Genomic DNA, 22820 nt, shown 5'->3' with positions numbered 1-22820 from the left:
ATAGTTAGAACTTATCACGAATCTCGTTGACACCCTCCTCGCGGCTTGGTTATAACTTCTAACGAAAGCACATGCTTCTAGCCGGTTCGGAGGAACCCGTGTCCCGCGCTCTCGCCGTCCTCGCCGTCCCGCTCACCGTCACCGCCCTGCTGGCGGGCGGCGCCCCCGCCGTGGCCGCCCAGCCCGGCCCCGCCCCCCACTGCCGGGGAGAGGGCCTCGACCCCGCCGCCCGCATCCGCCACCAGGCGGACATCCTCATCAAGGCACCCCTGAGCAGGGTCTTCGCCCTCCAGGCCGACGTGGAGCGCTGGCCCGGCTGGCAGGCCCCCGTCCTCACCGCCGAACGCCTCGACCCCGGCCCCCTGCGCGCGGGCTCGCGTTTCCGGTGGACCACCCCGGCCCCCGCCACCGCCACGACCCCGGCCACCGTCCTGCGCATCACCTCCACCGTCCGGCGGATCCAGCGCGACACCTGCATCCTGTGGAGCGGGCCCGCCGTCGGCGACGGCGTGCGCATCGACCGCGGCACCCACCTGTGGACCTTCACCAGGGTCAAGGGAGGCGTCCGCGTCCACACCGAGGAGACCTGGACCGGCCCCCAGGTCGAAGCCGACGTCCCCACCTCGACCGCGATCCTCGGCGCGGGCCTGCAAGCCTGGCTGCGCGACCTGAAGACCACCGCGGAGAGGCACCGGGTCACCCCGCCCAGTCCCATCCGGTGATCGCCGAACGCATCAGGCGCGCCGCGCCCGACAGATGACCGTCGGCCGCCCAGAACAACGTGAGCGTGCGGCGGCAGTCGGGGCTGTCGACCGCGATCCACACCAGCGGCACACTCCACACGGCCCGCCGCGCGAAAGCCGGGACGAGCCCCACGCCGAGCCCCGCGCCGATCAGATCGGCGATCGCGCCGGACTCGTCCGCCTCACAGGCCACCCTCGGCGTGAGCCCCCTGGCCGCGAAGAGCCGCTCCAGCAGCCGCCGCTGCCAGTGCCCCCCGCGGGCGGCCACGAAGGACTCCCCGGCGAGCTCCTCGATCCCGACCGAGGCGCGTCCCGCCAGCCGATGGCCGGACGGCACCGCCAGCCCGACCTCCTCCTCCAGCAGACGGGCCGACTCCAGCCCGTCGGCGTGGATCGGCTGCGAGGCCACACACAGGTCGACCTCCCGGGCCCGCAGATGGCGCCCCATGTCCTCGGCCGGCATCCAGCGAAGCTCGGTCTCGACGCGAGGATGGGCCCGCTTGTAGGCCGCCAGCGGACCGGTGAGGGTCAGGAACGTCTCCGACGCCAGCCGTACGGCGCCCAGACCCTCACCGGCCGCCTCGGCCACCGCCCGCCTGCCCGCCTCCAGCTCGCCCAGGCACCGCTCGGCGTACCCGCGGAAAAGCCTGCCCGCGTCGTTCAGCCGGAGCCTGCCGCTGCGATCGAACAACGGCGCGCCCAGCTCTCCCTCCAGCCGGGCGATCGTCCGGCTCAGCGACGGCTGGGCGACGCGGAGCTCCTCCGCCGCCCGGCTCAGGTGCTCAAGCCGCGCCACCACCAGGAACTGCCTGAGCGCGTTCAGCTCCATCATGCCCCCCAAGGCATAACACCATAGCAATATTGATCTTGGACAGGATAACCCGCAGCCCATAGTTTCGGGGGCGCCACGACACCCGCGAACAGAACGAGAAAAAACCCATGACCGAAACCGCGCCTCGGACGACCCCCACGGGGTGGGCACTGCGCGTCCTCGCCGGCGCGCACACCGTGGCGATCATCGGCCAGCCGGTGTTCGCCGGAACCTACCTCACCGGCGACTACGACAGCCTCCACCTGCACGCCGTCGGCGCCGACGTCGTCACCTCCATCGGCTACCTGCAGATGATCGCCGCGCTCACGGCCTGGATACGGCTGCGCCGGGCCTGGCCCTTCCTCGCCACCACGGCGGTGGTCGCCGCCGAAACCGTCCAGTACCTCGCCGGGCTCGACGGCGCGCTGTGGCTCCACATCCCCCTGGGGGTCATCACCGTCACCGCGCTCACCGTCCTGTTCGTCGCCCTGTGGCTGCGCCCCCTCACCGGCCCCCGGCCACGGACCGTCCGCCATGCCTGACGACATCACCCGGCGGCGGCTCCTGGGCATCGGCGGGACCCTCGGTCTCGCCGCCGCCGCCGGACTGACGACCTCGGCCGCCCTCGCCCGCCGCCCCGCCGTCACCGGCACCGAACTGCGCAGCGCCCTGCCGCTGCCGCCGCCCTTCCAGGTGCCCCTGCCCGTCCCCGCCACGCTGGCCCCGGCAGGGGCCTCCGGCGGCACCGACCACTACGAGATCACCCAGCGCGAGACGACCGCGGAGATCCTCCCCGGCGTCAGGACCCCGCTGTGGACCTACGAGGGCACCTTCCCCGGCCCCACCATCGAGTCACGCCGCGGCCGCCCCGTCACCGTGACCCACCACAACACCCTGTCCGTACCGACCGTCGTCCACCTCCACGGCGGGCGGACCGCCCCGGAGTCCGACGGATACCCCACCGACCTCGTCCTGCCGGCGCACTGGCCGCAGACCACGCACGCCGCGCACGACGCGGGCGCCCACACCATGCACGACCCGCGGGCGGCCGTCACCAGGCTGAGCCGGGACTACACCTTCCCCCTCGACCAGCGCCCCACCCTCCTGTGGTACCACGACCACCGCATGGACTTCACCGCCCCGGCCATCTGGCGCGGCCTCGCCGGGCTGCACATCATCCGCGACGACGCCGAGGACGACCTCGGCCTGCCCTCCGGAGCCCGCGAACTCCCCCTCATGATCACCGACCGCGCCTTCTCCGCCGACGGCACCCTCACCTACCCCTCCCTCGATCCCACCCTCCGCCTGCGGCCCGGCGTGCGGGACCCCTATCTCGCCGGAGTCCTCGGCGACGTCATCCTTGTCAACGGCGCCCCCTGGCCCGTCCACGAAACCGACACCGCCCGCCACCGCCTGCGCGTCCTGAACGCCTCCAACGCCCGCCACTACGAACTCGAAGCCGTCACCGACACCGGGCGCCGCCTCCCCCTCGTCCAGATCGGCGCCGACCAGGGGCTGCTCGCCGCCCCCGTCACCCACCACGTCCTTCCCGTCGCCCCGGCCGAACGCTACGACGTCGTCGTCGACTTCACCGGCCTGCCGGTCGGCAGCCGCGTCAAACTTCTCAACCGCCTCGGCACCGGCCGCACCCGCGACGTCATGGCCTTCCACATCACCCGCGCCACGACCGACGACAGCCGCGTCCCCCCGGTCCTGTCCACCGACCTGCCGTCCTGGCGGCCCTCGGACGCCGCCGTGACCCGCGAGTTCTCCTTCCGCGCCGGGCGGACGCACGGCGGGCACGGGTGGCTCATCGGCGGCCTCCCCTTCGACCCCGCCCGCTCCGACGTCACCGTCCGCCTCGGCGACGTCGAGATCTGGCGGCTGATCGCCGACGTCCACCACCCCGTCCACCTCCACCTGGTCGGCTTCCGGGTGCTCTCACGCAACGGCCGCCCGCCGCTGCCCCACGACGCGGGCCTCAAGGACACCGTCTCCCTGCGCCCCGGCGAGGCGGTGGAGATCATCACCCGCTTCGACGGCTACCGGGGCCGCTACCTCTTCCACTGCCACAACGCCGAACACGAGGACATGGCGATGATGGCCAACCTCGAGATCGTCTGACCCGCGCACAGGCCGCGGGCGTGACTATCGTTGCGGGGTGAACACCCCCGCGGCCGAGACCGACGTCGACGACGACCTGGTCCGCCGCCTGATCCGCCTGCAGCACCCGGACCTGGAGGGCCCGCTCACCCTCGTCGCCAACGGCTGGGACAACGTCGTCTACCGCCTCGGGGAGGACCTGTCCGTACGGCTGCCGCGCCGCCGGGCCGCCGCCGGCCTCATCGTCAACGAGCAACGCTGGCTGCCGGTCCTGGCCGGCCACGTCGAGGTCCCGCTGCCCGTGCCCGTCAGGACCGGCGTGCCCGGTGAGGGCTACCCGTGGCCGTGGACGATCGCGCCCTGGTTCGAGGGCCGCCCGGCCGCCGACGTGCCGCCGTCCGGCCGTTCCGGCCTCGCCGTCCCGCTGGCCGGCTTCATGACGGGCCTCCACCGGCCCGCACCACCCGACGCGCCGCGCAACCCCGTCCGAGGCGTCCCGCTCGCCGCCCGCGACCAGGTGGTACGGCAACGCCTGTCGTCCATCCCCCGATCGGCCGGGCTCCTTCCCCTGTGGGAGAGACTGGCCGCCCTGCCGCCCTGGCAGGGGCCCGCCCTCTGGCTCCACGGCGACCCGCACCCGGGAAACCTCCTCATCGGCGGGGACGGCCTGGCCGCCGTCCTGGACTTCGGCGACCTCACCGGCGGTGACCCCGCCACCGACCTCGCCGCCGCGTGGCTGGTGTTCGACGAGGACGCGCGTGAGGTCTTCCGGTCAGGCGTGGACGCCGACGAGACGACCTGGGAACGCGCACGGGGCTGGGCCCTCGTCATGGGCACCGCCCTGGCCGCCCACTCCGCCGACAACCCCGGCATGGCCGCCGTCGGCGACCACGTCCTCCACCAGGTGACTCTCCCCTAGGGAATCGAGCCTCACCGGCTCACCGCGGGGACGACGCCCTGCGCGGATACACGGCCGATACACGGCCGCGCGGTCACCGATACGAGGCCGCTGCGGCGTGGAGATCTTCGCCCCCCAGGGTGGGCGGCGTGCGCCCGAAGGCGTGCCCCGCGCGTTCGGAGGCGCGGGCAGGACCGTCGAAAGGTTCGACCGTGTTCAGCATCCGTGCACTACCGGGCAAACGCCTGACACCCGTGGCGATCGCGTGCCTGACCGGCCTGGCGAGTCTCGCAACCGCCGGCGCGGCCGGCGCCCACGCCGCCGAAGAACCTCTGACCTGGCGGAAATGCGCCCAGGCGGCCAAGAACTGGCCCGTCGCCGGCGACACCAGGACCGAATGCTCCACGCTGACGGTTCCCATGGACTACGCCAACCCGCAGGGCCGGAAGATAAAGATCGCCGTGAGCAGGATCAAGGCCACCGACCCGGGCAGGCGCCGCGGTGTGCTGGTCATCAGTCCCGGCGGCCCCGGCGTCACCAACATCGACGCGCCGGCGACGTACGCCGCCGGCGGGCTCGGCACGCTGGCCGCCGACCACGACCTGATCGGGTTCGACCCCAGAGGCGTCGGCTACAGCGACAAGATCAAATGCGACTGGGGGGATCCTCCGCCCGCCACGTCCGCCACCTCCCCCAAGGCGCAGGCGAGGGCCGCCTTCGACCAGGACGCCGCGTACAACAAGCGGTGCGCCGCCAAGGACCCCGGTTTCGTCCGGCAGCTGACCACCACGAACATAGCGCGCGACGTCGACGCGATCCGCGCGGCCCTCGGCGAATCGAAGATCAACTTCTACGGGGTGTCCTTCGGCACCGCGGTGGGCCTGAACTACCGGTCGCTGTTCGACGACAGGGTGAACGCGATGTGGGTGGACTCGGTGATGCCGCCCGTCATCGACCTGGCCGCCATGGACGCCTCGGCGGACGCGCTCAACGAGAGACGCTTCACCGCGTTCGTCCCGTGGCTGGCCCGGCACGACACCGAGTACCACTTCGGGACGACCGACGCCATGGTCCGCAAGACCATATTCACGCTGCGCGACAAACTCCACCGCAAACCCCGCAAAATAGATGAAAACACCGTGATCAACGGTGAATGGGTCAGCCAACTCCTCGGAGGAGGACCGGGAAGCTGGGTCTCCTCCGCCAGAGACCTGGCCACCGTCCGTGAAGGCGGCGTCCCGCTGTCCGCGTCCCCCGGCCCGGGACCCGCGAAGACGTTCGGCTTCGACGACACCTCCCTGGGCCTGAACCTCATCCAGTACCAGGCGATCTTCTGCAACGAAGGCGTCGGCGGCCGCGACTTCGAACAGATGTGGGCGGCCGCGCAGGCCAGGAAGACCACCTTCCCCGCGACCGGCGGCTACTTCGAACGCAGCGGCTGGTGCGGGCAGTGGCCATGGCCCGCACGCCCGTGGAAACCCGTCAGGGGAACCAGCCCGCTGCAACTGTCCGGCCACCTCGACGAGGACGTCACACCGTACGCGTGGGCGGTCGAGGCGTGGAAAGCCGTCGGCGGAACACTGCTGACCGTCCAGGACGGCGCGCACGCCTCACTGCGCCGGCTGCCCTGCGCCTCGAAGGTGATCGACTTCTTCCGCACCGGCCGCACCGCCACGGGCACCTGTCCCGGCGCGTGACGACCGCGACCCCTCCCACGAACGGACCCACGATGCGCACGTTCCGGCGAATCGGCGCGACACTGAGCGCCATCCTCCTCAGCCTCACCCTGCCGACATCCCCCGCCCAGGCGGCGGCCACGGACTTCACCGGCACCGCCGTCGCAGGCGGCTGCTCGGGATCACTGGTACGGGCCCCGGCCACCACGGCCGACGACAAAGCCCTCGTCCTGACCAACGGGCACTGCTACGAGGGCGCGTGGCCGGTGCCGGACGAGGCCCTGGTGGACCAGCCGTCCCATCTCCTGATCGACCTGCTCGGCCGCGAAGGCGAACCGGCGGTCACCCTGCACGCGGCCAGAGCCGTCTACGTGACCATGACCGGCACCGACATCGCGCTGTACCGGCTGGAGACCACCTACCGGCAACTGGAACGCGACCACGGCCTCCGGCCTCTCACGATGTCGACGGACCGTCCCGCACCGGGCACGGACATCCGGGTGATCTCCGCAGGCACGAAGAAGATCTTCTCGTGCGGAATCGACACGCTGGTCTACCGGGTGCTGGAGGTGGGCTACATGACCAAGGACGTCATCCGTTACACCCCGCGGTGCGACACCGGCCCCGGCACCTCCGGATCCCCGATCGTCGACGCCGGAAGCGGCAAGGTCGTCGGCATCAACAACACCAGCAACCGCGACGGCCGCCGATGCACGCTGGACAACCCCTGCGAGATGAACCGCGACGGCGCCGTCAGCGTGCGCAAGGGCGCCTCCTACGGAACCCAGACCTACCAGCTCGCCGCCTGCGTGGCAGCGGGCAACGAACTCGACCTGGAACGCCCCGGCTGCACGCTGCCCAGGCCGGGCACGCGATCCGCGGATCCCCACACGGCTCCGGCCGCCTGACGGGCCGCCTGACGGGCCGCGGAGCGGCCACGAGCGACCCACGACGTGGCCCTGGCGCGGCCCTGATGCGGCCCTGATGCGGCCCTTGGCCGGCCGGGCGGCCAAGGGCCGCGCACCCGAAGCGCGCAGAGACGACGACGGCGGCGCCGGAAGAAACCGGTCAGGCCCGGCGGTCAGCCTGTTCGCTGAAGCAGGAGAGTGACGAAGCCCAGAACCCCCCGGTAGCCGTGCAGCCACATGGCGCGATGCTCCAGGGCGGCCGCCCGGACCGCTTCGGCGTCCGGGCCGGGGTTCTCATTGGCCCAGCGCAGCAACGTCCCCGTCCAGGACCACTCGTAGTCATCCCATTCCGACAGGTCGCTGGTGTACGCGTAAACCGTGTCGAAACCAGCGGACTCGGCGGCGGCGACCGTACCCGGCAGGTCGAAATACTCCGACGGCCCCGCCCCCAGCCGGGCGAGCGCCTCCGGCGTCGGCGCGCACTCCCAGAACCCCTCACCGACGAGCGCCAGCCCGTTCGGCCGCAGATAGCGCCGAACACGTTCGACGGCCGGGCCAAGACCCCCGAACGCGTGCGTCGCCCCGACGCAGATCACCAGGTCGTAGCGCTCGGCCACCGGGAAATCCGCAGCCGGCCTCTCGTGCAGCCGGACACGCTCCCAGACGCCCTGGACCTCGGCGTGCCCCTCGGCCGCCTTGAGCGCGTCGGCGGAGATGTCGACGCCGTCGGCGGTCGCGTCCTCGTAGAGCGCGAGCGCACGCAACGTCCACGCCGCCTCGCCGCAGCCGAGGTCCAGGATCCTCGCCCCCTCGGGCAACCGGGCCCGGCGCAACAGCCGGGTCACCTGCGCGCCGGAGACCGGCGCGGCGATGGGGTGGTCACGATGAGCGAGATGACTGATGAGCTGACGTTCCATGGCACCAATCTGTCCCATCTCCCACAGACGAGACCACACATTTCCGGCCCGACCCCGGAGGGCACCGGCCGGAGGCGGCACTCGAAACACTTCGGAAGACCGCGAACCTCCGGCCCGCCCGCCGCATCCAATCCGTACGTGAACACAATCACGAAGGCACTCACGATCGCCGCCCTGTCCGCGACCTCCGCCGCGACGCTGCTCACCGGCCCCTCCGCCCACGCCGCCGCGGGGAACACCGCCGCCTGCCCCACCCCGAGCAAGGCGGAGATCAAACGCTCCCATGACTCCAGGATCGACAAGCCCGCCAGAGGCGCGGGAGCCATCAAGGGCGTGCGCATCGGCTACATCCCCAAAGGCTTCACCTACGGCGGAGTGGTGGCCGGCAGGCACAACGGCGTCACCGAATACGGCTACCAGTGGGGAGACAACCGGGCCAACGCCGACCCCAAGCAGCGCAGCCTGTGGGTACGCGTGCTCTGCTGGCCGGACGCCAGGAGACTCACCGACCTGAAGCGCCTCCCCGTGACCTACGGAACCTTCGCCGAAGACGCGAAGACCACGACGATCGGCGGCCGTCGAGCACTGACGAAGCAAGGCGACGGCGCGCTCGGCGACGGGCGGTACGTCGGCTGGATCGAACGAGAAGGAACCGTCATCACCGTGATGGCCAGCACGCCGCTCGTCCCCGACCTCAAAAAGATCGTCGCCGGCGTCCGCCTCCCCTGACGCGGTGACCGGCTCACCGGCCGGCTTGGAGGAAGCGCTGGTCGCCGTCCTGACGACGATGCCGACCGGCGCGATCCGCCGGCCCCGTTCGAGCCGCACCTGGGAGCACCGGAAACCCCTCGCCTGCGGCGCACGCCGACCGACGCCCCGCGCGGCCGGAGCGATCTCATCGTCCGCCGATGCCGTGCCACCGCAATCGGCGCCGGCCAGGACGAGGCCGTGCCTTTGGAGATGAGCGCGCCGGGCGCGCTCTCGCCACCGGCTGCCGAGTCTCCAAGCGAGCCGGTCCGCACCGCCGTACGGGCTCTCCTGGCCCGTCACCGAACGCCGATCGGGGGTGCTCGCACACCGCGCCGGGATCCCCGCCAAGGCCACTCGCCTGAGGCTCACGGCGCCCGGCGCCCGCTCACACGTCGGGATAGGCCATGAACACGGTGTTGACGGTGCGGGCGTCCTCGTCTGGCTCCTCACCCGAGTACTTCATCAGCAGCGCCACGTACTCCTCGAAGAACGCCTCCAGCCGGCCCAGCGACACGCGGATGCTCCCCCGCGAGTAAGGGAACGCGTCGTCCCAGCCATCCTGGCCGGAGGTGTCGGCCAGAGCCTGCTGGAACTGCTGGATGTCGGCGGCGAACGCCCGCGTGTTCATCTCGTCCAGCACGGCACGCGTCTTGGCGTCCTGCCGGCTGCGCCGGGGGAACCGGAAGTCGGCCATGACGAAGCGCCACCACCGCTCCCGCCCGTGCCCCCTTGCCGGCGCCTCCTCGACGAAGCCGTGTTTGGCCAGCTCACGCAGGTGGTAACTGGTGGCACCGGTGTTGAGGTCGAGCTCGCGGGCGAGCGTGGCCGACGTCGCGGGCCCGTGCTTGTAGAGGTGGTCGAGGATGCGCCGCCGCCGGGGGTGCGTGAGCGACGTCAGAGCCTCCAGGTCGGTGACCTCATGACGCGCGGGCTCTCCAACCATGGTCGACAAACTAGCTGTGCACAATCCGTTGTGCAACTTTCGCCGCCCTGACCTGGCCGGACGTCCCCAACAGTGCACAACCTGTTTGCACAATCCATTGTGCACAGTCATTGTGTACTCATGAACCTTGCCTGGAAGGCCCTCCTGGCGGCCGGAGCGACCCTGACCGCCCTGCTGCCCACCCCCGCGGCGCACACCCGCTCATGCGCGGAAGCGACAACCCCCTGCCACGGCGAACTCCGCGTCCCCCTCGACTGGTCGAACCCCGGCGCGGAGAAGATCTCCGTCGCCTACCTGTGGATCCCCCGCGGCGACCGCAGCCGCCCACCCCTGACCACCGCGATCGCCAACGGCGGCGGCCCCGGACCACTCGACCCCTCCTACGCCGGGCTCGCCAAGACGCTGCTCGGACCGCTGTCCGACCGGGTCGACATCCTCATGGTCGAACCACGCGGATTCGGCGAATCCTCGCCGCTGTCATGCCGCGGGCTCGACATCACCCGGCCGAACACGATCGAAGCGTGCGCGCACCAGATCGGCGACAGGGGCGGATTCTTCACCTCCGGCCAGGCCGCCGCCGACCTCGACGCCGTCAGAGCCGCACTCGGCGTCCGCGACGTCACCTTCGTCGGATCCTCCTACGGCACACTGCTCGGGCAGGCCTACGCCACCCGCTTCCCCAAGCACCTGCGCGCCATGTTCCTCGAAAGCGTCATCGGCACCGGCGAGGACGGCTACGCCGAACAGGGCTTCCGCAACCAGCAGAAACTGGGCCTCAAAGCCCTGCGAAACGCGTGCCGCCGCTCACCCGCCTGCGCCAGGCACAACCCCGACCCGGCCGCCCTGTGGGACGAACTACTGAAACGACTCCGCGCCCAGCCCGACCCGAAGCTACCCATCGGCCAGACCGGCCACCTGCTCACCGCCGCCGCCAACCCCGACGCCAGATCCACCCTGGCCGCGGCGAACGCCTACCTCAAAGACGACCCGGCCCCACTGCGCCGCCTGATGAACCGCGCCACGCCACCCCCGCCCGACAGATCCCCCGCACCGGCCCTGTTCACCTACTACTGCGGCGACACCAGATTCCCCTTCGACCGCGACGCCCCCACCGCCGAACGCCTCCGGCAACTCAACGCCTACGCGCGACGCCACCACCTCTACGCGCCCTACCGGCCCTCCGAAGTCACCGGACCGGTCGCCGACTGGACGCGACAGTGCGCCCACTGGCCCACCCCACGCCAGAGCCCACCGGCCACCGGCAACCGGCCGAACGTCCCCGTCCTGGCGATCAGCGGCCAGTTCGACTCCGACACCTCCCCGCTCGACGCCACCTCCGTGGCCGCCCGCCACCCCAGGGGACACGCCTACACCGTGCCCTTCGGAGGCCACGGCCAGTTGTTCGGATCCAACCCGCTCGGCGCATGCCTGCAGGGCGTCCTACGCTCCTTCATCGCCGACCCCACCAAGCCGGCGCACCCTGACTGCACCGCGGAGAACTACCGGCTGCTCGGCGACTTCCCCACACAGGCACGCGAGCTGGCCATGCCGTACGGCCACGAACTGAGCGACAGGCAACGCCGGACCGTGGCAGCGGCCTTCGCGACAGCCGCCGACGCGATCGCGCCCCTCAACCCGACCTCCCTCACCCCTGCGCCCCAAACCGAACCCGGCCTGCGCGGCGGCCGCATCCTGCGAACCGAAGGCGGGCCGACCACCCTCCACCAGGTCCGGTACGTCAAGGACGTCCAGGTCTCCGGGACCATCCGCCTCAACCCGAAAACCGCAACCGCGACCCTCACCACCGCGTCCGGGAACCGCCTGTCGCTGAGCTGGCGACCCTTCCGCGCAGAAAACCAGACCGAAGTCCACGGCGAACTCGACAACGAACCGTTCACCGTGCGAATCCCCACCCGGTAACCCCCTCACCCCGCCACTCCACGACAGGTGCGGGAACGCACGAAGCCGCCGCCCAAGACCACGGCCACGGGGGCCGGGCAGCATATCGGGGTGCCGGAGCGCGAGACGCCATCCGATGAGGGCGCCGTCGTCCTGGACATAGAGGGCGTAGCGGTCAAGGCCCAGATGTTCGAGCAGTCCGGAGGTGAGTTCGGCGAGGGCGTCGAAGGTGTAGGCGAACTCCCCCGCGAAAGGGGAGACCGAGTGGCCGAAGCCGAGGTGGTCCGGCGCGATGACAGGGTAGCGGTCGGCCGGCAGCGGGATGAGTTCGCGGAACACGAACGAGCTGGTGGGGTAGCCGTGCAGCAGGACGATCGCGGGGGCGTCGGCGGGGCCGGCCCGGCTGTTGGGACAGACTCAGTGCGATGGTGATGCTCCTGGACGACCGCGACGACCTGGCCACCGTCCCGGCGGTCCTTCATCGTGCGACTATGATCACCAGGTGACGTGCGCGGGAAATTGGGACCATCTGGAACCGGCTACCAAAGAGGCCTACCAGCGCTTCGACGCCCTCACCGAGCAGGGCCTCGACCCCGGCCCTGACACCGACTGGCGCCTCTACGGCACCTACGCCCACACCAAGCTCTGGCTCAGCCCGCAGGGCGGCCACGACTACGACGAGCGCGTCCTGCGCCTGGTCCGCACCGTGGCCGCGCGCGCCGTCGACTGGACGCCCGGCGACGCCTGGAACCTGGCCGAACGCGCCGGATACTGGGCCCGCCAAGGCCACACCCGCCACGAGGAGCTCTATCGGATTCCGCTGTCAGCCGCCCACCTGCTCCATCCGCAACAGCGCCGCGACCTGTTCGGCCACCTGACAGACCTCGGAGAGCTCCAGCCGCTCCTGGAAAGCCTGCTCACCGAAGACGGCCCAGACGGTGCGGTCAGGAACGTGATCGGGGAGGCCGACCCCTTCGCCACGATACTGGCCGAGGAGTACGACCTCCGCCTGGCCGGAATGCTGCCGCTGCTACGTCACTGGGCCACCGCTGACACACCGGCCCCAGGCGACGGCTGGTTGCGGGTCGTCTGCGACCTGCTCACTCCTGAGGCCGTCACCCTGGTCCACGAGCTGGTCACCCGCCTGGCCGCCTACCGGGGCGGCCCGTTCGTCTGCCATCACGCCGACATCAGCTGGAGCGAGGACCGCTTCCTGAAGGGCCAGACCGTTTCGACGGCGTGCGGCCTGATCTGGACCTGCGAGGTCATTGACGAGCCTTGGGTCCCGTCGCTGCTCGCCGACGCCGCCGTCACCTGCGGCACCGGCCACGACGGCCCCGGCTCCACCTGCCGCAGCGAGACCGTCGCCAACGGGGCTGTCGGCGTGCTGGCCCGCCGGGGCGGGCCCGAGACAGTCACACCACTGGCGCTCATTCAGGCGCGGGTGCGGGCGGCGTCCGTACAGGAGAACGCCACTCGCGCACTCGATGCGCTCGCCGACGCGGCGGCGCTGACCCGCGACCAGCTCCTCGACCGCGCTCTGCCCGCCGCCGGCGCCACGCCCAGAGAGGTCGAGCAGGCGCACACGGCCGCGCGCCACCGCCTGGAGCAGGCGCTCATCCACCAGCGTGAATGGACCTGGCGTGAGGTCGGTGAACATCTCCTCGACCACCCCGTCACCGGCCCCGACGCACGCACCCTGGTGTGGCGGACCCCCGGCGGCCCCTCTGGCCTGCCCGTCAGAACCGTCGACGGCTGGGAACTGGCCGGGCACCACCCCGAGGGCCCTGTCACGTTGTGGCACCCGGCCGACGCAAGCGCCGAGGAGGTGAGTGCGTGGCGCGAGAGGGGTCTGGCGCAGCCGTTCGAACAAGTCCTCCGCGAGGTGTACGTGAAAGAGCCGGACCGTGTCGCCGGTCATGTCGTGCGTTACGACCTGGCCCGGACGGAACTGATCCGGCACGGATGGACCGGCGTGTCGATCGGCTACTGGGAGCACGACTGCCACGAGGGGCAGGGCGAGGTGGTGCGCGACCTCGCGGGCTGGCAGGCCCGCTGGCTCCTGCGCGTCGTCGAGGGCATGTCCGACGAGGGCTGGGACCTGGACGCGCTGTGCGCGACCAACCCGATGACCTTCCACCGCGACGGCCAGAAGGTGCCTGCGGCGTCGGTGCCGCCACGGGTGCGGTCGGAGATCCTCCGGGAGGCCGACCTCACAGTCACCGCCGCTTCGGCCGGCCCGGACGCCCAGCACCTGGTTGATTACTACGACGGATATTGGCACTAGAAGTCATGCGGCACCAACACGACGGGCACGTCGTCCAGCCACCTGGCCAGGCGCCCGGGCTGTCGAAGTCGTCGAGCAACCACACGCCCCACTAGGCGATGTCTGATAAATGATCACGGCAGGTGCGGTTAGATGATCGTTCGTGGTGCGACGAGGTGAACTGACCGACAAGGCCTGGCAACGGATCGAGCCCCTGCTGCCCGCGACGGACGGCAGGGGACGCCCCTGGCGCGATCACCGCGAGGTCATCAACGGGATCCTGTGGCGGCTGCGTACCGGAGCGCCCTGGCGGGACATTCCTGAGCGCTACGGCCCCTGGCAGACCTGTTACGAGCGGTTCAAACGCTGGGACGACAACGGCACCTGGGCCAGAATCCTGGAGGATCTGCAGGTCAAGGACGACTCGATCGGCACCGTCGAGCTGATCGTGAGCATCGATTCCACCATCGCCCGCGCTCATCAGCACGCCGCCGGAGCCCGAAAAAGGGGGACGACGGCCAGACGATCGATGCGAAACAGTCCCAAAGACGACAAGCCCTCGGACGCTCCCGCGGCGGACTGACCACCAAGCTCCACCTGATCACCGAAACCCGCGGCCTGCCACTCGCCCTGCACCTGACCGGCGGCAACATCGCCGACTGCACCGCCTTCGACGCGGTCATGGCCGCCTTCCGGCTGCGCCGCCGCATCGGCCGGCCCCGTACCCGCCCCGATCGCCTGCTGGGCGACAAGGGCTACTCCTCCAAGAAGATCCGCCTACACCTGCGGCAGCGCGGCATCCAGGCGGTCATCCCCGAACGCAAGGACCAGATCGCCAACCGCAAGCGCAAGGGCAGCCACGGCGGCCGCCCTCCCGCCTTCGACAGGGCCACCTACAAGAACCGCAACCTCGTAGAACGGTGTTTCGCCAAGCTCAAGCAGTGGCGAGCCATCGCCACCCGCTTCGACAAGCTCGCCAGCCGCTACCTCGCAGGCGTCACCCTGGCATCCGTCATGCTCTGGCTCCGCCACTCCGAATTGTCAGACAGGCCTTAGCGCCAGGGCATGTGCTGAAGGCACCAGGTATTGCCGTCCGGGTCGGCGAAGTAGGCGTAGAGCACGCCGCCGGAGTCCTCGATCTCGCTGATCTCGACGCCACGCCCGACGAGTTGGGCGCGCGATGCCTCGATGTCGGCCACCACGAGGTGCAGACCGCGCAGAGTTCCTGGGGGCATGTCGAGTGTGGGCAGGCCTTCGGTGAGCGTGATCGAGCATGCCGAACCGGGCGGAGTGAGCTGGACGACGCGGACACCGGGCTTGGGGTTGACGTCGACGTCGAGACGGAACCCGAGCTGGTCCTGGTAGAAGGCCTTGGCCCGTTCGATGTCGGTGGTCGGCACCGGCACGAGTTCCAGCAGCAGCGTGCCAGGGGGCACAGGCGGGTTGCCGGAGTCCTCGGGAACTTCCCCGAGGTCGGTCGGGATCTCGGTGACTGGTGCGGATGCGTCGGTCATGGATGGCGCCTTTCGTCAGGAGAGGTGTGGTGGCAGTGTGGCGAGTACAGCGGCGAGGCGGTCGTATCCTTCGTCGGCGCCTCGTTGCATGGAGCTGCGCACGACCATGTCGCGAATTTCGGGCGAGGAGTACTGCGCGGTGACGGTCATGGTGGTGTGTCCGTCTGTCTCGTCCAGAACGGTGGTGACCAGTGCCGCGCCGTCGGCCCAGTCACGGTGGATCTCGGTCTGTGTGAGGCGTACAGGCGGCACGACCTCACGGAACAGCCCGTGTAGTTCCATCTCGGAGCCACCCGGCCCTGTTGAGACGAACCGCCAGACACCGCCTGGGCGTAGGTCGACCTCGCAAACGGTGAGCTGCCAGCCGCGGGCGCCGTACCAGCGGCGGAGCAGTTCCGGCTCGGTGAGCGCGGCGAAGACCAGCGGCGCGGGAGCGGCGAAGGTCCGGGTGAGGACGAGGCCGGTGGCCCCGGACGCGACGACGTGCAGCCCGAGGCCGGGGTGGGGGGAGGTCACGTTTTGCCGTCCTGCAGGTCCTCCAGCAAGGCATCCAGCCGCTGATAGCTCGCTTCCCAGTAGTCGCGGTAGTCGGCCAGCCAGTCCGTGGCCGTCTTGAGCGGCTCGGCCACCAGCCGGCATGGCCGGCGTTGTGCGTCGCGGCCGCGGCTGATCAGGCCCGCCCGTTCGAGCACGCGCAGGTGTTTGGAGACGGCGGGCTGGCTCATCGCGAACGGCGCGGCCAGCTCGGTGACCGTGGCGTCACCCGCCGCGAGCCGGGCCAGGATGGCCCGTCGGGTGGGGTCGGCGAGCGCCGCGAACGTCGCGTCCAGCCTGTCGCTTGCAACCATTTCCATAACCCTCCGGTTCCATAACCTGATGGTTTTATATGTGCTAGCGTCCAGCTTTGTCAAAATCACAGACGCTCGGGGGCAACCATGGGAAAGGTCTTCACACAGGCGTCGGTCTCGCTGGACGGGTACATCTCCGGCCCCGGCCAGTCAGGCTTCGACAAGCTGTTCGCCTGGTGCACGGCAGGCTCCGTGGCCACGCCAACGGCCGATCCGGACCGGCTGACCTACCGCACCTCCGAGGCAACGGCCCGCTACCTGCGCCGACTCCAGGAGACGCTCGGAGCCTGTGTCATCGGCCGGAACCTGTTCGACCTCACCGCGGGCTGGAACGGGCGACACCCGGGCGGCGTACCGGTGTTCGTTGTCAGCCACCGCCCACCACCGTCCGGCTGGACGGCGACGACACCGTTCACGTTCGTCAGCGACGGCGTGGAGAACGCGATCGCGCGAGCCCGCGAGGTGGCCGGGCATCGCGACGTCGGCATCGGTCCCGGCGGCACCGCGGCCGACGCGCTGAAGGCCGGCCTGCTCGACGAGTTGCGGCTGGACGTCGTGCCGGTGGTACTCGGCGGCGGCACGCCTGTGCTGGCCGGGCTCAACGCCACAGCACCGATCGGCTTCGAGCAGGTGGAGATCATCGAGGGAATCGGTGTGACCCACATGATCTATCGCCGCACGCCCCGGACACCGGGGTAATGCAAGAGATCCGCCTCTGTCGCCGACCGCCAACCGACCCGCCCCAGCGACCGATCAAATAGGCCCCCGCTCAGGCCCATGCCACCAGCTGCAAAGCAACGCCACACAACCGATCATGCGTGCCTTGACCCGGCAAGGCGGCAGAGCGCCATGCCACACCAGCGAGCAAAGGACGGGACAGCCGGCCCGAACTCCACCACGCCGCCCCAGCCGCCGCACAACTCCTTCCGCTCCAGCAGGCCGGTCGCGGCGTCGATGACCCGGCGGCGCATCTCACCCCGCGGAACCGACGATCACCGCGCCGAGGCGAGCCGTGGATACGCCGCACCCTCGGAAGTCCCCACACGGCAGCGGAGAAGGCTCCGATCCCCGCCCACCCCGCCAGGACATCGGCCACCGACCCGAACAGGGCCGGGACACAGGTCTCACAGGCCCGCGTCCTCACGCATGTCGAAGGCGTCGCGGGCGTGTTCGATGGCGGGCATGTGCTCCGACGCCCAGGCCAGCAGGACGTCGATGGGCTGCCGCAAGGTCTTGCCGAGCGGTGTGATCCGATACACGATCGCCACCGGCCGCGTGGAGAGAACCTCACGTTCGATCACCCCGTTACGCTCCAGGCGGCGAAGAGTCGTGGTCAGCGACTTCTGCGTGACCGCGGGCATGGCCCGGCGCAACTGGTTGAAGCGGCAGGGTCGCTCGCAGAGCTCGTTGAGCACACCGAGGGACCACTTGTCGAGCACCTGATCGAGGAGCTCGCGGTGCGGGGCGTCGATGCGGAGCCCGCCGTCGGTATCCATGGTGAAACCTGGTCTCGTTGAAGTGCCTTTCTCCTACTAGGTAGCTTACAGATACCTACATTGACAAGGAGAAACAGCCATGACCGTCAAGCACTTCACCCCTGAAGGCCTGCTCCAGCCCACCCCCTACCACCATGTCGCCGTCGGCACGGGCACCACACACGTCCATGTCAGCGGGCAGGTCGCCCGACAGGCCGACGGAACCCCGGTGGCCCCCGGCGATCTGGCCGGACAGGTCGCACAGGCCCTGCGCAACACCGCCGCCGGCCTGGCCGGCGCAGGCGCCTCGTTCGCGGACGTGTTGCGCCTGACGTTCTATGTGACCCGGTGGAGCCCGGAGAAGATCGGCGACCTCATGGCCGGAGTCGAGACCGTCGCCGAGGAGATCGGCCTTCGGCTCCCCATGCCCCCGGCCTCCCTCATCGGCGTCGACCACCTCTTCGAGCCGGACGTCCTCGTCGAGGTCGAGGCGACCGCACTGCTCGACTGATCCGGCGCACGCAGCCGTGCCCGGCCACCGCACGGCCACGCACGGCACGAACTGGTCAACGTGGCGTTCAGCGGCCGATGCTCTCCAGGTCCGCCACATCCTCACCGGAGGGGAGAGCCCGGCACCGACGATGTTCTCCCTCAGATGGGCTGTCGATGATGTGCCGGGGATGAGCAGGATGTTCGGTGAGCGCTGCAACAGCCAGGCCAACGCGACCGACATCGGCGTCGCCCCAAGCCGCGCCGCGACCCTCCAGAGCGCATCGGACTGTAGCGGCGTGAAGCCCCCAGCCGGCGGCGGCGAGCCTGTCGATGAGGTCGTCGTCGTGGCGGTGGGCGAGGTTGTACATGTTCTGCACGCAGACGATTCGAGCGATACCGCGGGCCTCGGCGACCTGCTCGGTGGTGACGTTGCTGACCCCGAGGTGACGGATCAGGCCCTCTCGCTGGAGTTCGACGAGCGTCGCGAACGCCTCGGCGAGCGAACCAGGCTTAGGGCCTTCGGCATCGCCCATGCGCATGTTGACCAAGTCGAGGGTCTCGGCCCCGAGAGACCGGAGGTTCTCGTGGACCTGCTTGCGCAGATCTTCGGGCCGCCGGGCCGTGGGCCAGCCGCCTTGCGCGTCTCGGTTCGCCCCCACCTTGGTGGCGATGAACAACGACTCCGGGTAGGGATGCAGCGCCTCACGGATCAGTTCGTTGGTGACGCGCGGTCCGTACGCGCCGCTGGTGTCAACGTGGGTGATACCGGCCGCGCGCAATACCGCCAGGGCGCCATCGTGGTCGGCGGGAGGCCCCATGACCTCCGGGCCGGCGAGTTGCATCGCGCCGTAACCGAACCGGGTGATGGTCGCGTTGCCCAGTGTCCAGGTGCCGCCGGGAAGTGATGCGGTCGCCGCGTTCATCGTTGTGCCTTTCGCTTATCGCCGTGGGTGGCGTTCTCAACCTCGCCTGCCGCGTCGCCAGCGACTCCAACAACACCGCAGCCTCAGCGGAAATGACCACAGCCGCCAGCGCCTCACGACGCGCAGCCCAGTCACGCACCCGACGCGCCTTCGACCGGCACGCACCGCCGCGCAGCACCCAAAAACGGAAATGTCCCCTACACCCCGGTCACGCCCCGGCCCCTTGCCGAACGGGCTCCGACCTGTCAGTGGGTTGTCACTGTGTTGTCAGCGCGCTTGGCCAGGCTTCACATCATGAGGCACGAGCACGTGACGGACGTGAAGAAGGGCAGGAAGCAATGACTCTCAACGGCAGGACAGCGCTGGTGACAGGGGCTTCGCGGGGCATCGGCCGGGCCATCGCGCGGCGGTTGGCGGCCGACGGCGCGCTGGTGATCGTGCATTACGGGTCCAACGAGACAGCCGCCCAGGAGACCGTCTCCCTGATCGAGAAAACTGGCGGCAACGCCTTCGCCGTCCGGGCGGAGTTGGGCGTTCCCACCGACGTGGACACGCTGTTCACCGGGATGGAAGCCGGGCTGCGCGAACAGACAGGGCAGGTGCGGCTGGACATCGTGGTCAACAACGCCGCCACCGGCGCCCCGGGGCCGATCGAGTCGATCACCCCCGAAGCCTTCGACCAGGTGTTCGCCGTCAACACCAAGGCGCCGTTGTTCATCGCCCAGCGAGCGCTTCCTCTGATGAACGACGGTGGTCGCATCGTCAACGTGTCGTCGGCGGCGACCCGGATCGCGCTACCGGAACTGGCGTACGCCATGAGCAAGGCGGCCATGAACGTTTTCGGCCGCACCCTGGCCAATGCGGTGGGGGCCCGTGGCATCACGGTGAACACGGTTACCCCGGGCCCCACCGAGACCGACGCCAACCCGTGGATGCGCGGCAACCCCCAGGCCCAGAAGATGGTCGCGAGCAGCAACGCGATCCCCCGGGTCGGCCAGCCCGAGGACATCGCCGACGTGGTCGGCTTCCTGGCCTCTGACGCGGGCCGCTGGGTCACCGGGCAGGTCATCGACGCGTCCGGCGGTTGCTTCCTCGGGCCGCACATGTAGTGACCCACTACAAGATCCAGTCCGGTTTCAAAGACAGGAACTCAGGCAGGGCTGTGATAGCGCTCATGACCAGGTGGCGGAGACCACGGCATGCGCAGTGTCACCGCTGCCGCAACGAGCAGGGCTACGAGCAGGACGATCGCCATAAAGACCTGCCCGTGCAGTCCTAGGACGAAGACAGTCCGGTCGGCGAACTCCGGGTCGTAGGTGGCGGTCGCGGGGAACAGGAGCGCACCGATCATGCCGAGCCACGGGATGGCCAGGATGGCGGCGGCGTGCAGCAGCGTGTTCCGGCCTGGCCGTAGCGCGAGGGCCAGGCCGGTGAGGCCGAGGAGCACTGTCATCACCATGTATTGGGCATCGTGGAATTTGGCGTGGGGCGGCCAGGCCGGGTTGAAGGCGTGCTGTGCCGCCAGGTCGGGGATGACCAGGTCGGCGAGCACGGCACCGACCGTCGTGATCGCTGCGACGGCAATGATCAGGATTCGTGGGAGAAGCATCAGATCGTCCAGGTGTAGGCGGGGGTGAGCGAGCGGGCGAAGAACCTGGTGGGCAGTAGGGGAAGAACCGCGTCCCGCAGGATGGTCAGCGGCGTGGAGGTCCAGTGCGCGGCGGCGCCGGCCTGGCGGGAACGGCGGACGATCAGCTGGGTGCGCGGCCTGCGGGTGCGGTCGTACGCCTCCAGCCCTGCGCGTACGCCGAGGGTGTCCACCGCGTGCGCGAGCGTGACCGCATCCTCGAGCGCCTGGCAGGCGCCCTGCCCCAGGTTGGGGGTCATGGCGTGGGCCGCGTCTCCCAGAACGGCCACGTTCCCGCAGACGTACGCGGGCAACATGGGCAGCTCGTGGGTGTCGTGTTGCAGCACCGCCTCCTCTTGCGCGGAGCCGAGGAGCGCGGGGATGGGGTGGTGCCAGCGGGCGAAGCGTTCGCACAGCTCATCCAGGCCGACGCGGGAGCCGGCCGGCGCGTTGGCCATCACGTAGCAGTAGATGCGGCCGTCGGGCATCGGCACGTGCCCGAACCGTTCGCCCCTACCCCACGTCTCCACGCTCCCCTCGACGCGCTGAGGCGGAGCGATGAGACGCCAGGTGGTGTAGCCGACATAGCGCGGACCGGGAAGGTGCGGCCAGAGCGAGCGGCGCGTCACGCTGTGCACGCCGTCGGCGCCCACGACGAGATCGGCGGTGGAGGTGCCGCCGCTGTGGCGGACTGTGCCGTCGCGCTGAACGTGCTGCACGTCGATGCCGGACCGCAGAGCGTCGGGCGGCACGACTGCTCTCAGCAGGTCGACCAGGGCGGCCCGGTGCACGGTCACCCATGATCCGAAGCGGCGCTTGAGGCTGCCCACGTCATTGCGGACCAGCCAGTCCCCGCGCCTGCTGCGGATCCCCGCGAGCGGGTCGGCCAGCCCACCGGCGCGCAGCCGCTCGCCCAGGCCGATGGCGTCCAGAGCGCGCAGGCCATTGGGCTGGATGGTCAGTCCCGCGCCCACCTCGGTGAACTCAGCGGCGCGTTCGAGGACTTCCACCTGCCAGCCTCGCCGATGGAAGGCGACGGCCGTGGCGAGTCCGCCGATGCCGCCTCCTACGATGATCACTTTCATGTTCAGGTCTCCTTGACGGTCAGTGCAGGCCCCGCTTGCCCGGGGCCCAGAACGGCTTGGTCTTGATCGAGGCCCGTGGCCAGTTGCGCTCGCGCACCAGGAAATCGCGCACCAACTGGCAGGTTCTCGCCTCCCCGGCCACGTAGGCGGCTCCGGCATTGCCCGGCAGGTCGAGTTCGGCCACGGCCGCGAGCAGCACCGGGGAGGCGACAGCGGGGGCGCCGTGGCGGTGGACGCGGCGCAGCGGCGGCGTCCCGGGCATGGGCAGGTCGTGCTCGGGGGTTTCGCTCTCCAGGACGCCGTACACCTCGGTCGAGGCTCCCAACGCTCTGATCATCGGTCCGAAGGCGGCGCCGGCGGTCTCCTCTCCGACGAACACGTGGTAGTCGGCCTCGCGGGTGAAGAAGTCACCTTGCGGCCACCAGAAGGTCACCCGGTTCCCGGGCCGTGCCGCCCGCGCCCACTTCAGTCCGATGCCGTCGCCCGCGTACAGGTGGATGCGCAGTTCGATCGCCTTCCTGCCGGGGTCGAGGTCCCAGATCGTGTAGGTGCGCAGCGTCTCGGCCGGGCGCAGGATGCCCGACACCGACAGCGGGTCCTTCAGCTGGATCCTGACGTGCTGGCCGGGGGTGTAGGGGAAGGCGACGGGCTGGTCGGTTTCCAGCCGGATCCGGCGCATGGCGGGGTTGACCTGCTGGGCCACGGTGACGGTCGCCTCCATGGCGTACTTGCCGAACAAGCGGTCGCGCATCGTAGGTGCCATGTCAGGAGTCCTTGCGCCGCCGAAGGTGGGCGGATCTGGACATCCGCCACCACACGGCCGTAACCAGCACCACGACCGCGAGAAGGATCCACCACGCAAGTCCCATGTTCGCCCCTTACGACCTCTAGGTTATTTAGAGGCATTAAGGAAACATAGATGCCCTAAGATGTCAACGGCGC

General features: G+C 70.2%; 22 protein-coding genes and 3 pseudogenes. 13 read left to right on the top strand and 12 right to left on the bottom strand.

The features are described from left to right. The first annotated feature begins 98 nt into the window (after positions 1-98). On the top strand, positions 99-722 hold the full coding sequence (locus ABT340_RS25680) for an SRPBCC family protein (protein WP_352013381.1): 624 nt from the start codon (positions 99-101) through the stop codon (positions 720-722). On the opposite strand, the gene ABT340_RS25675 is transcribed toward ABT340_RS25680, so the two are convergent. Further along, positions 697-1575 (bottom strand): LysR substrate-binding domain-containing protein, encoded by an 879-nt coding sequence (locus tag ABT340_RS25675; RefSeq protein ID WP_352013380.1) that lies wholly within the window; start codon positions 1573-1575, stop codon positions 697-699. The two genes, ABT340_RS25680 and ABT340_RS25675, sit on opposite strands and share 26 nt — an antisense overlap. 107 nt (positions 1576-1682) lie before the next feature. Here ABT340_RS25675 and ABT340_RS25670 point away from each other — a divergent pair, with 107 nt between their 5' ends. From ABT340_RS25670 to ABT340_RS25650, 5 genes are all read left to right on the top strand, one after another. Continuing rightward, positions 1683-2096 (top strand): hypothetical protein, encoded by a 414-nt coding sequence (locus ABT340_RS25670; protein ID WP_352013379.1) that lies wholly within the window; start codon positions 1683-1685, stop codon positions 2094-2096. After that, the gene (locus ABT340_RS25665; RefSeq protein ID WP_352013378.1) at positions 2089-3678 is read left to right on the top strand and encodes a multicopper oxidase family protein; all 1590 of its coding nucleotides are present in this window, start codon (positions 2089-2091) and stop codon (positions 3676-3678) included. The genes ABT340_RS25670 and ABT340_RS25665 overlap by 8 nt, the downstream gene beginning before the upstream one ends. 37 nt (positions 3679-3715) lie before the next feature. Next, on the top strand, positions 3716-4576 hold the full coding sequence (locus tag ABT340_RS25660; RefSeq protein WP_352013377.1) for an aminoglycoside phosphotransferase family protein: 861 nt from the start codon (positions 3716-3718) through the stop codon (positions 4574-4576). 191 nt (positions 4577-4767) lie between these two features. Then, complete coding sequence (locus ABT340_RS25655) at positions 4768-6252, top strand: alpha/beta fold hydrolase (protein WP_352013376.1); 1485 nt, start codon at positions 4768-4770, stop codon at positions 6250-6252. 32 nt (positions 6253-6284) lie between these two features. After that, positions 6285-7139, top strand: a complete 855-nt coding sequence (locus ABT340_RS25650) for a S1 family peptidase (protein WP_352013375.1) — start codon at positions 6285-6287, stop codon at positions 7137-7139. Positions 7140-7312: 173 nt separating this feature from the next. Here ABT340_RS25650 and ABT340_RS25645 read toward each other — a convergent pair whose 3' ends face one another. Next, positions 7313-8056, bottom strand: coding sequence for an SAM-dependent methyltransferase (locus ABT340_RS25645; protein WP_352013374.1), 744 nt, complete (start codon positions 8054-8056; stop codon positions 7313-7315). A gap of 138 nt (positions 8057-8194) precedes the next feature. Here ABT340_RS25645 and ABT340_RS25640 point away from each other — a divergent pair, with 138 nt between their 5' ends. Further along, a complete protein-coding gene (locus ABT340_RS25640; RefSeq protein ID WP_352013373.1) occupies positions 8195-8785 on the top strand; it encodes a hypothetical protein in 591 nt (196 codons plus the stop codon). A 406-nt stretch (positions 8786-9191) separates the two neighbouring features. Here the strand turns inward: ABT340_RS25640 and ABT340_RS25635 are convergent, their stop codons facing one another. After that, positions 9192-9749 carry a winged helix-turn-helix domain-containing protein gene (locus ABT340_RS25635; RefSeq protein WP_352013372.1) on the bottom strand — a complete coding sequence of 186 codons (558 nt, stop codon included), beginning with the start codon at positions 9747-9749 and terminating at the stop codon, positions 9192-9194. 120 nt (positions 9750-9869) lie between these two features. Between ABT340_RS25635 and ABT340_RS25630 the strand changes: the two genes are divergently transcribed. Continuing rightward, the gene (locus ABT340_RS25630; RefSeq protein ID WP_352013371.1) at positions 9870-11669 is read left to right on the top strand and encodes an alpha/beta fold hydrolase; all 1800 of its coding nucleotides are present in this window, start codon (positions 9870-9872) and stop codon (positions 11667-11669) included. A gap of 144 nt (positions 11670-11813) precedes the next feature. Here ABT340_RS25630 and ABT340_RS25625 read toward each other — a convergent pair. After that, positions 11814-11987 (bottom strand): annotated as a pseudogene (locus ABT340_RS25625) (alpha/beta fold hydrolase); the annotation flags it as partial. 163 nt (positions 11988-12150) lie between these two features. Between ABT340_RS25625 and ABT340_RS25620 the strand changes: the two are divergent. Together ABT340_RS25620 and ABT340_RS25615 are read left to right on the top strand one after the other, a co-directional pair. Beyond that, entirely contained in the window at positions 12151-13935 is a 1785-nt protein-coding gene (locus tag ABT340_RS25620) for a DUF4132 domain-containing protein (RefSeq protein WP_352013370.1), read from the top strand. A 145-nt stretch (positions 13936-14080) separates the two neighbouring features. Beyond that, positions 14081-14970 (top strand): annotated as a pseudogene (locus tag ABT340_RS25615) (IS5 family transposase). Here the strand turns inward: ABT340_RS25615 and ABT340_RS25610 are convergent. Genes ABT340_RS25610 through ABT340_RS25600 form a run of 3 tightly spaced genes read right to left on the bottom strand, consistent with a single transcriptional unit; the run spans position 14967 to position 16276 of the window. Further along, positions 14967-15428 carry a VOC family protein gene (locus tag ABT340_RS25610; protein WP_352013369.1) on the bottom strand — a complete coding sequence of 154 codons (462 nt, stop codon included), beginning with the start codon at positions 15426-15428 and terminating at the stop codon, positions 14967-14969. The pseudogene ABT340_RS25615 and the gene ABT340_RS25610 sit on opposite strands and share 4 nt — an antisense overlap. 15 nt (positions 15429-15443) lie before the next feature. Next, complete coding sequence (locus ABT340_RS25605) at positions 15444-15944, bottom strand: SRPBCC family protein (protein WP_352013368.1); 501 nt, start codon at positions 15942-15944, stop codon at positions 15444-15446. Beyond that, complete coding sequence (locus ABT340_RS25600) at positions 15941-16276, bottom strand: ArsR/SmtB family transcription factor (protein ID WP_352013367.1); 336 nt, start codon at positions 16274-16276, stop codon at positions 15941-15943. Before ABT340_RS25600 ends, ABT340_RS25605 begins: the two co-directional genes overlap by 4 nt. Positions 16277-16363: 87 nt before the next feature. Here ABT340_RS25600 and ABT340_RS25595 point away from each other — a divergent pair, with 87 nt between their 5' ends. Next, on the top strand, positions 16364-16975 hold the full coding sequence (locus tag ABT340_RS25595) for a dihydrofolate reductase family protein (RefSeq protein ID WP_352013366.1): 612 nt from the start codon (positions 16364-16366) through the stop codon (positions 16973-16975). A gap of 425 nt (positions 16976-17400) precedes the next feature. Here ABT340_RS25595 and ABT340_RS25590 read toward each other — a convergent pair whose 3' ends face one another. Continuing rightward, positions 17401-17772: a winged helix-turn-helix transcriptional regulator gene (locus tag ABT340_RS25590; RefSeq protein ID WP_352013365.1), complete on the bottom strand. Its 372-nt coding sequence runs from the start codon at positions 17770-17772 to the stop codon at positions 17401-17403. Positions 17773-17851: 79 nt separating this feature from the next. Here ABT340_RS25590 and ABT340_RS25585 point away from each other — a divergent pair, with 79 nt between their 5' ends. Further along, entirely contained in the window at positions 17852-18262 is a 411-nt protein-coding gene (locus ABT340_RS25585; protein ID WP_352013364.1) for a RidA family protein, read from the top strand. Positions 18263-18551: 289 nt separating this feature from the next. On the opposite strand, the pseudogene ABT340_RS25580 reads toward ABT340_RS25585, so the two are convergent. After that, positions 18552-19166: pseudogene (locus tag ABT340_RS25580) on the bottom strand (oxidoreductase); the annotation flags it as partial. A gap of 338 nt (positions 19167-19504) precedes the next feature. On the opposite strand from ABT340_RS25580, the gene ABT340_RS25575 reads away from it, so the two are divergent. Further along, the gene (locus tag ABT340_RS25575; protein ID WP_502992529.1) at positions 19505-20275 is read left to right on the top strand and encodes an SDR family oxidoreductase; all 771 of its coding nucleotides are present in this window, start codon (positions 19505-19507) and stop codon (positions 20273-20275) included. A gap of 41 nt (positions 20276-20316) precedes the next feature. Here the strand turns inward: ABT340_RS25575 and ABT340_RS25570 are convergent, their stop codons facing one another. The 3 genes from ABT340_RS25570 to ABT340_RS25560 are packed head-to-tail and all read right to left on the bottom strand — an operon-like array spanning position 20317 to position 22641. After that, complete coding sequence (locus ABT340_RS25570; RefSeq protein ID WP_352013362.1) at positions 20317-20775, bottom strand: DUF6640 family protein; 459 nt, start codon at positions 20773-20775, stop codon at positions 20317-20319. Further along, positions 20775-21878: an FAD-dependent monooxygenase gene (locus tag ABT340_RS25565; RefSeq protein ID WP_352013361.1), complete on the bottom strand. Its 1104-nt coding sequence runs from the start codon at positions 21876-21878 to the stop codon at positions 20775-20777. The genes ABT340_RS25570 and ABT340_RS25565 overlap by 1 nt, the downstream gene beginning before the upstream one ends. Before the next feature lie 19 nt (positions 21879-21897). After that, a complete protein-coding gene (locus tag ABT340_RS25560; protein WP_352013360.1) occupies positions 21898-22641 on the bottom strand; it encodes a siderophore-interacting protein in 744 nt (247 codons plus the stop codon). Between the last annotated feature and the right edge of the window lie 179 nt (positions 22642-22820).

It is taken from the genome of Streptosporangium sp. NPDC000239 (genome assembly GCF_040300765.1).
GTDB lineage: Bacteria > Actinomycetota > Actinomycetes > Streptosporangiales > Streptosporangiaceae > Streptosporangium.
This window is presented reverse-complemented; position numbering and strand designations above follow the sequence as displayed.

Bases quoted from the DNA above. Each gene is read 5' to 3' on its own strand.
- ABT340_RS25610 (WP_352013369.1), bottom strand. From the start codon at position 15,428: ATGACCGACGCATCCGCACCAGTCACCGAGATCCCGACCGACCTCGGG.
- ABT340_RS25650 (WP_352013375.1), top strand. From the start codon at position 6,285: ATGCGCACGTTCCGGCGAATCGGCGCGACACTGAGCGCCATCCTCCTC.
- ABT340_RS25635 (WP_352013372.1), bottom strand. From the start codon at position 9,749: ATGGTTGGAGAGCCCGCGCGTCATGAGGTCACCGACCTGGAGGCTCTG.
- ABT340_RS25630 (WP_352013371.1), top strand. From the start codon at position 9,870: ATGAACCTTGCCTGGAAGGCCCTCCTGGCGGCCGGAGCGACCCTGACC.
- ABT340_RS25575 (WP_502992529.1), top strand. From the start codon at position 19,505: ATGACTCTCAACGGCAGGACAGCGCTGGTGACAGGGGCTTCGCGGGGC.
- ABT340_RS25645 (WP_352013374.1), bottom strand. From the start codon at position 8,056: ATGGAACGTCAGCTCATCAGTCATCTCGCTCATCGTGACCACCCCATC.
- ABT340_RS25565 (WP_352013361.1), bottom strand. From the start codon at position 21,878: ATGAAAGTGATCATCGTAGGAGGCGGCATCGGCGGACTCGCCACGGCC.
- ABT340_RS25670 (WP_352013379.1), top strand. From the start codon at position 1,683: ATGACCGAAACCGCGCCTCGGACGACCCCCACGGGGTGGGCACTGCGC.
- ABT340_RS25595 (WP_352013366.1), top strand. From the start codon at position 16,364: ATGGGAAAGGTCTTCACACAGGCGTCGGTCTCGCTGGACGGGTACATC.
- ABT340_RS25675 (WP_352013380.1), bottom strand. From the start codon at position 1,575: ATGATGGAGCTGAACGCGCTCAGGCAGTTCCTGGTGGTGGCGCGGCTT.
- ABT340_RS25590 (WP_352013365.1), bottom strand. From the start codon at position 17,772: ATGGATACCGACGGCGGGCTCCGCATCGACGCCCCGCACCGCGAGCTC.
- ABT340_RS25570 (WP_352013362.1), bottom strand. From the start codon at position 20,775: ATGCTTCTCCCACGAATCCTGATCATTGCCGTCGCAGCGATCACGACG.
- ABT340_RS25560 (WP_352013360.1), bottom strand. From the start codon at position 22,641: ATGGCACCTACGATGCGCGACCGCTTGTTCGGCAAGTACGCCATGGAG.
- ABT340_RS25585 (WP_352013364.1), top strand. From the start codon at position 17,852: ATGACCGTCAAGCACTTCACCCCTGAAGGCCTGCTCCAGCCCACCCCC.
- ABT340_RS25600 (WP_352013367.1), bottom strand. From the start codon at position 16,276: ATGGTTGCAAGCGACAGGCTGGACGCGACGTTCGCGGCGCTCGCCGAC.
- ABT340_RS25665 (WP_352013378.1), top strand. From the start codon at position 2,089: ATGCCTGACGACATCACCCGGCGGCGGCTCCTGGGCATCGGCGGGACC.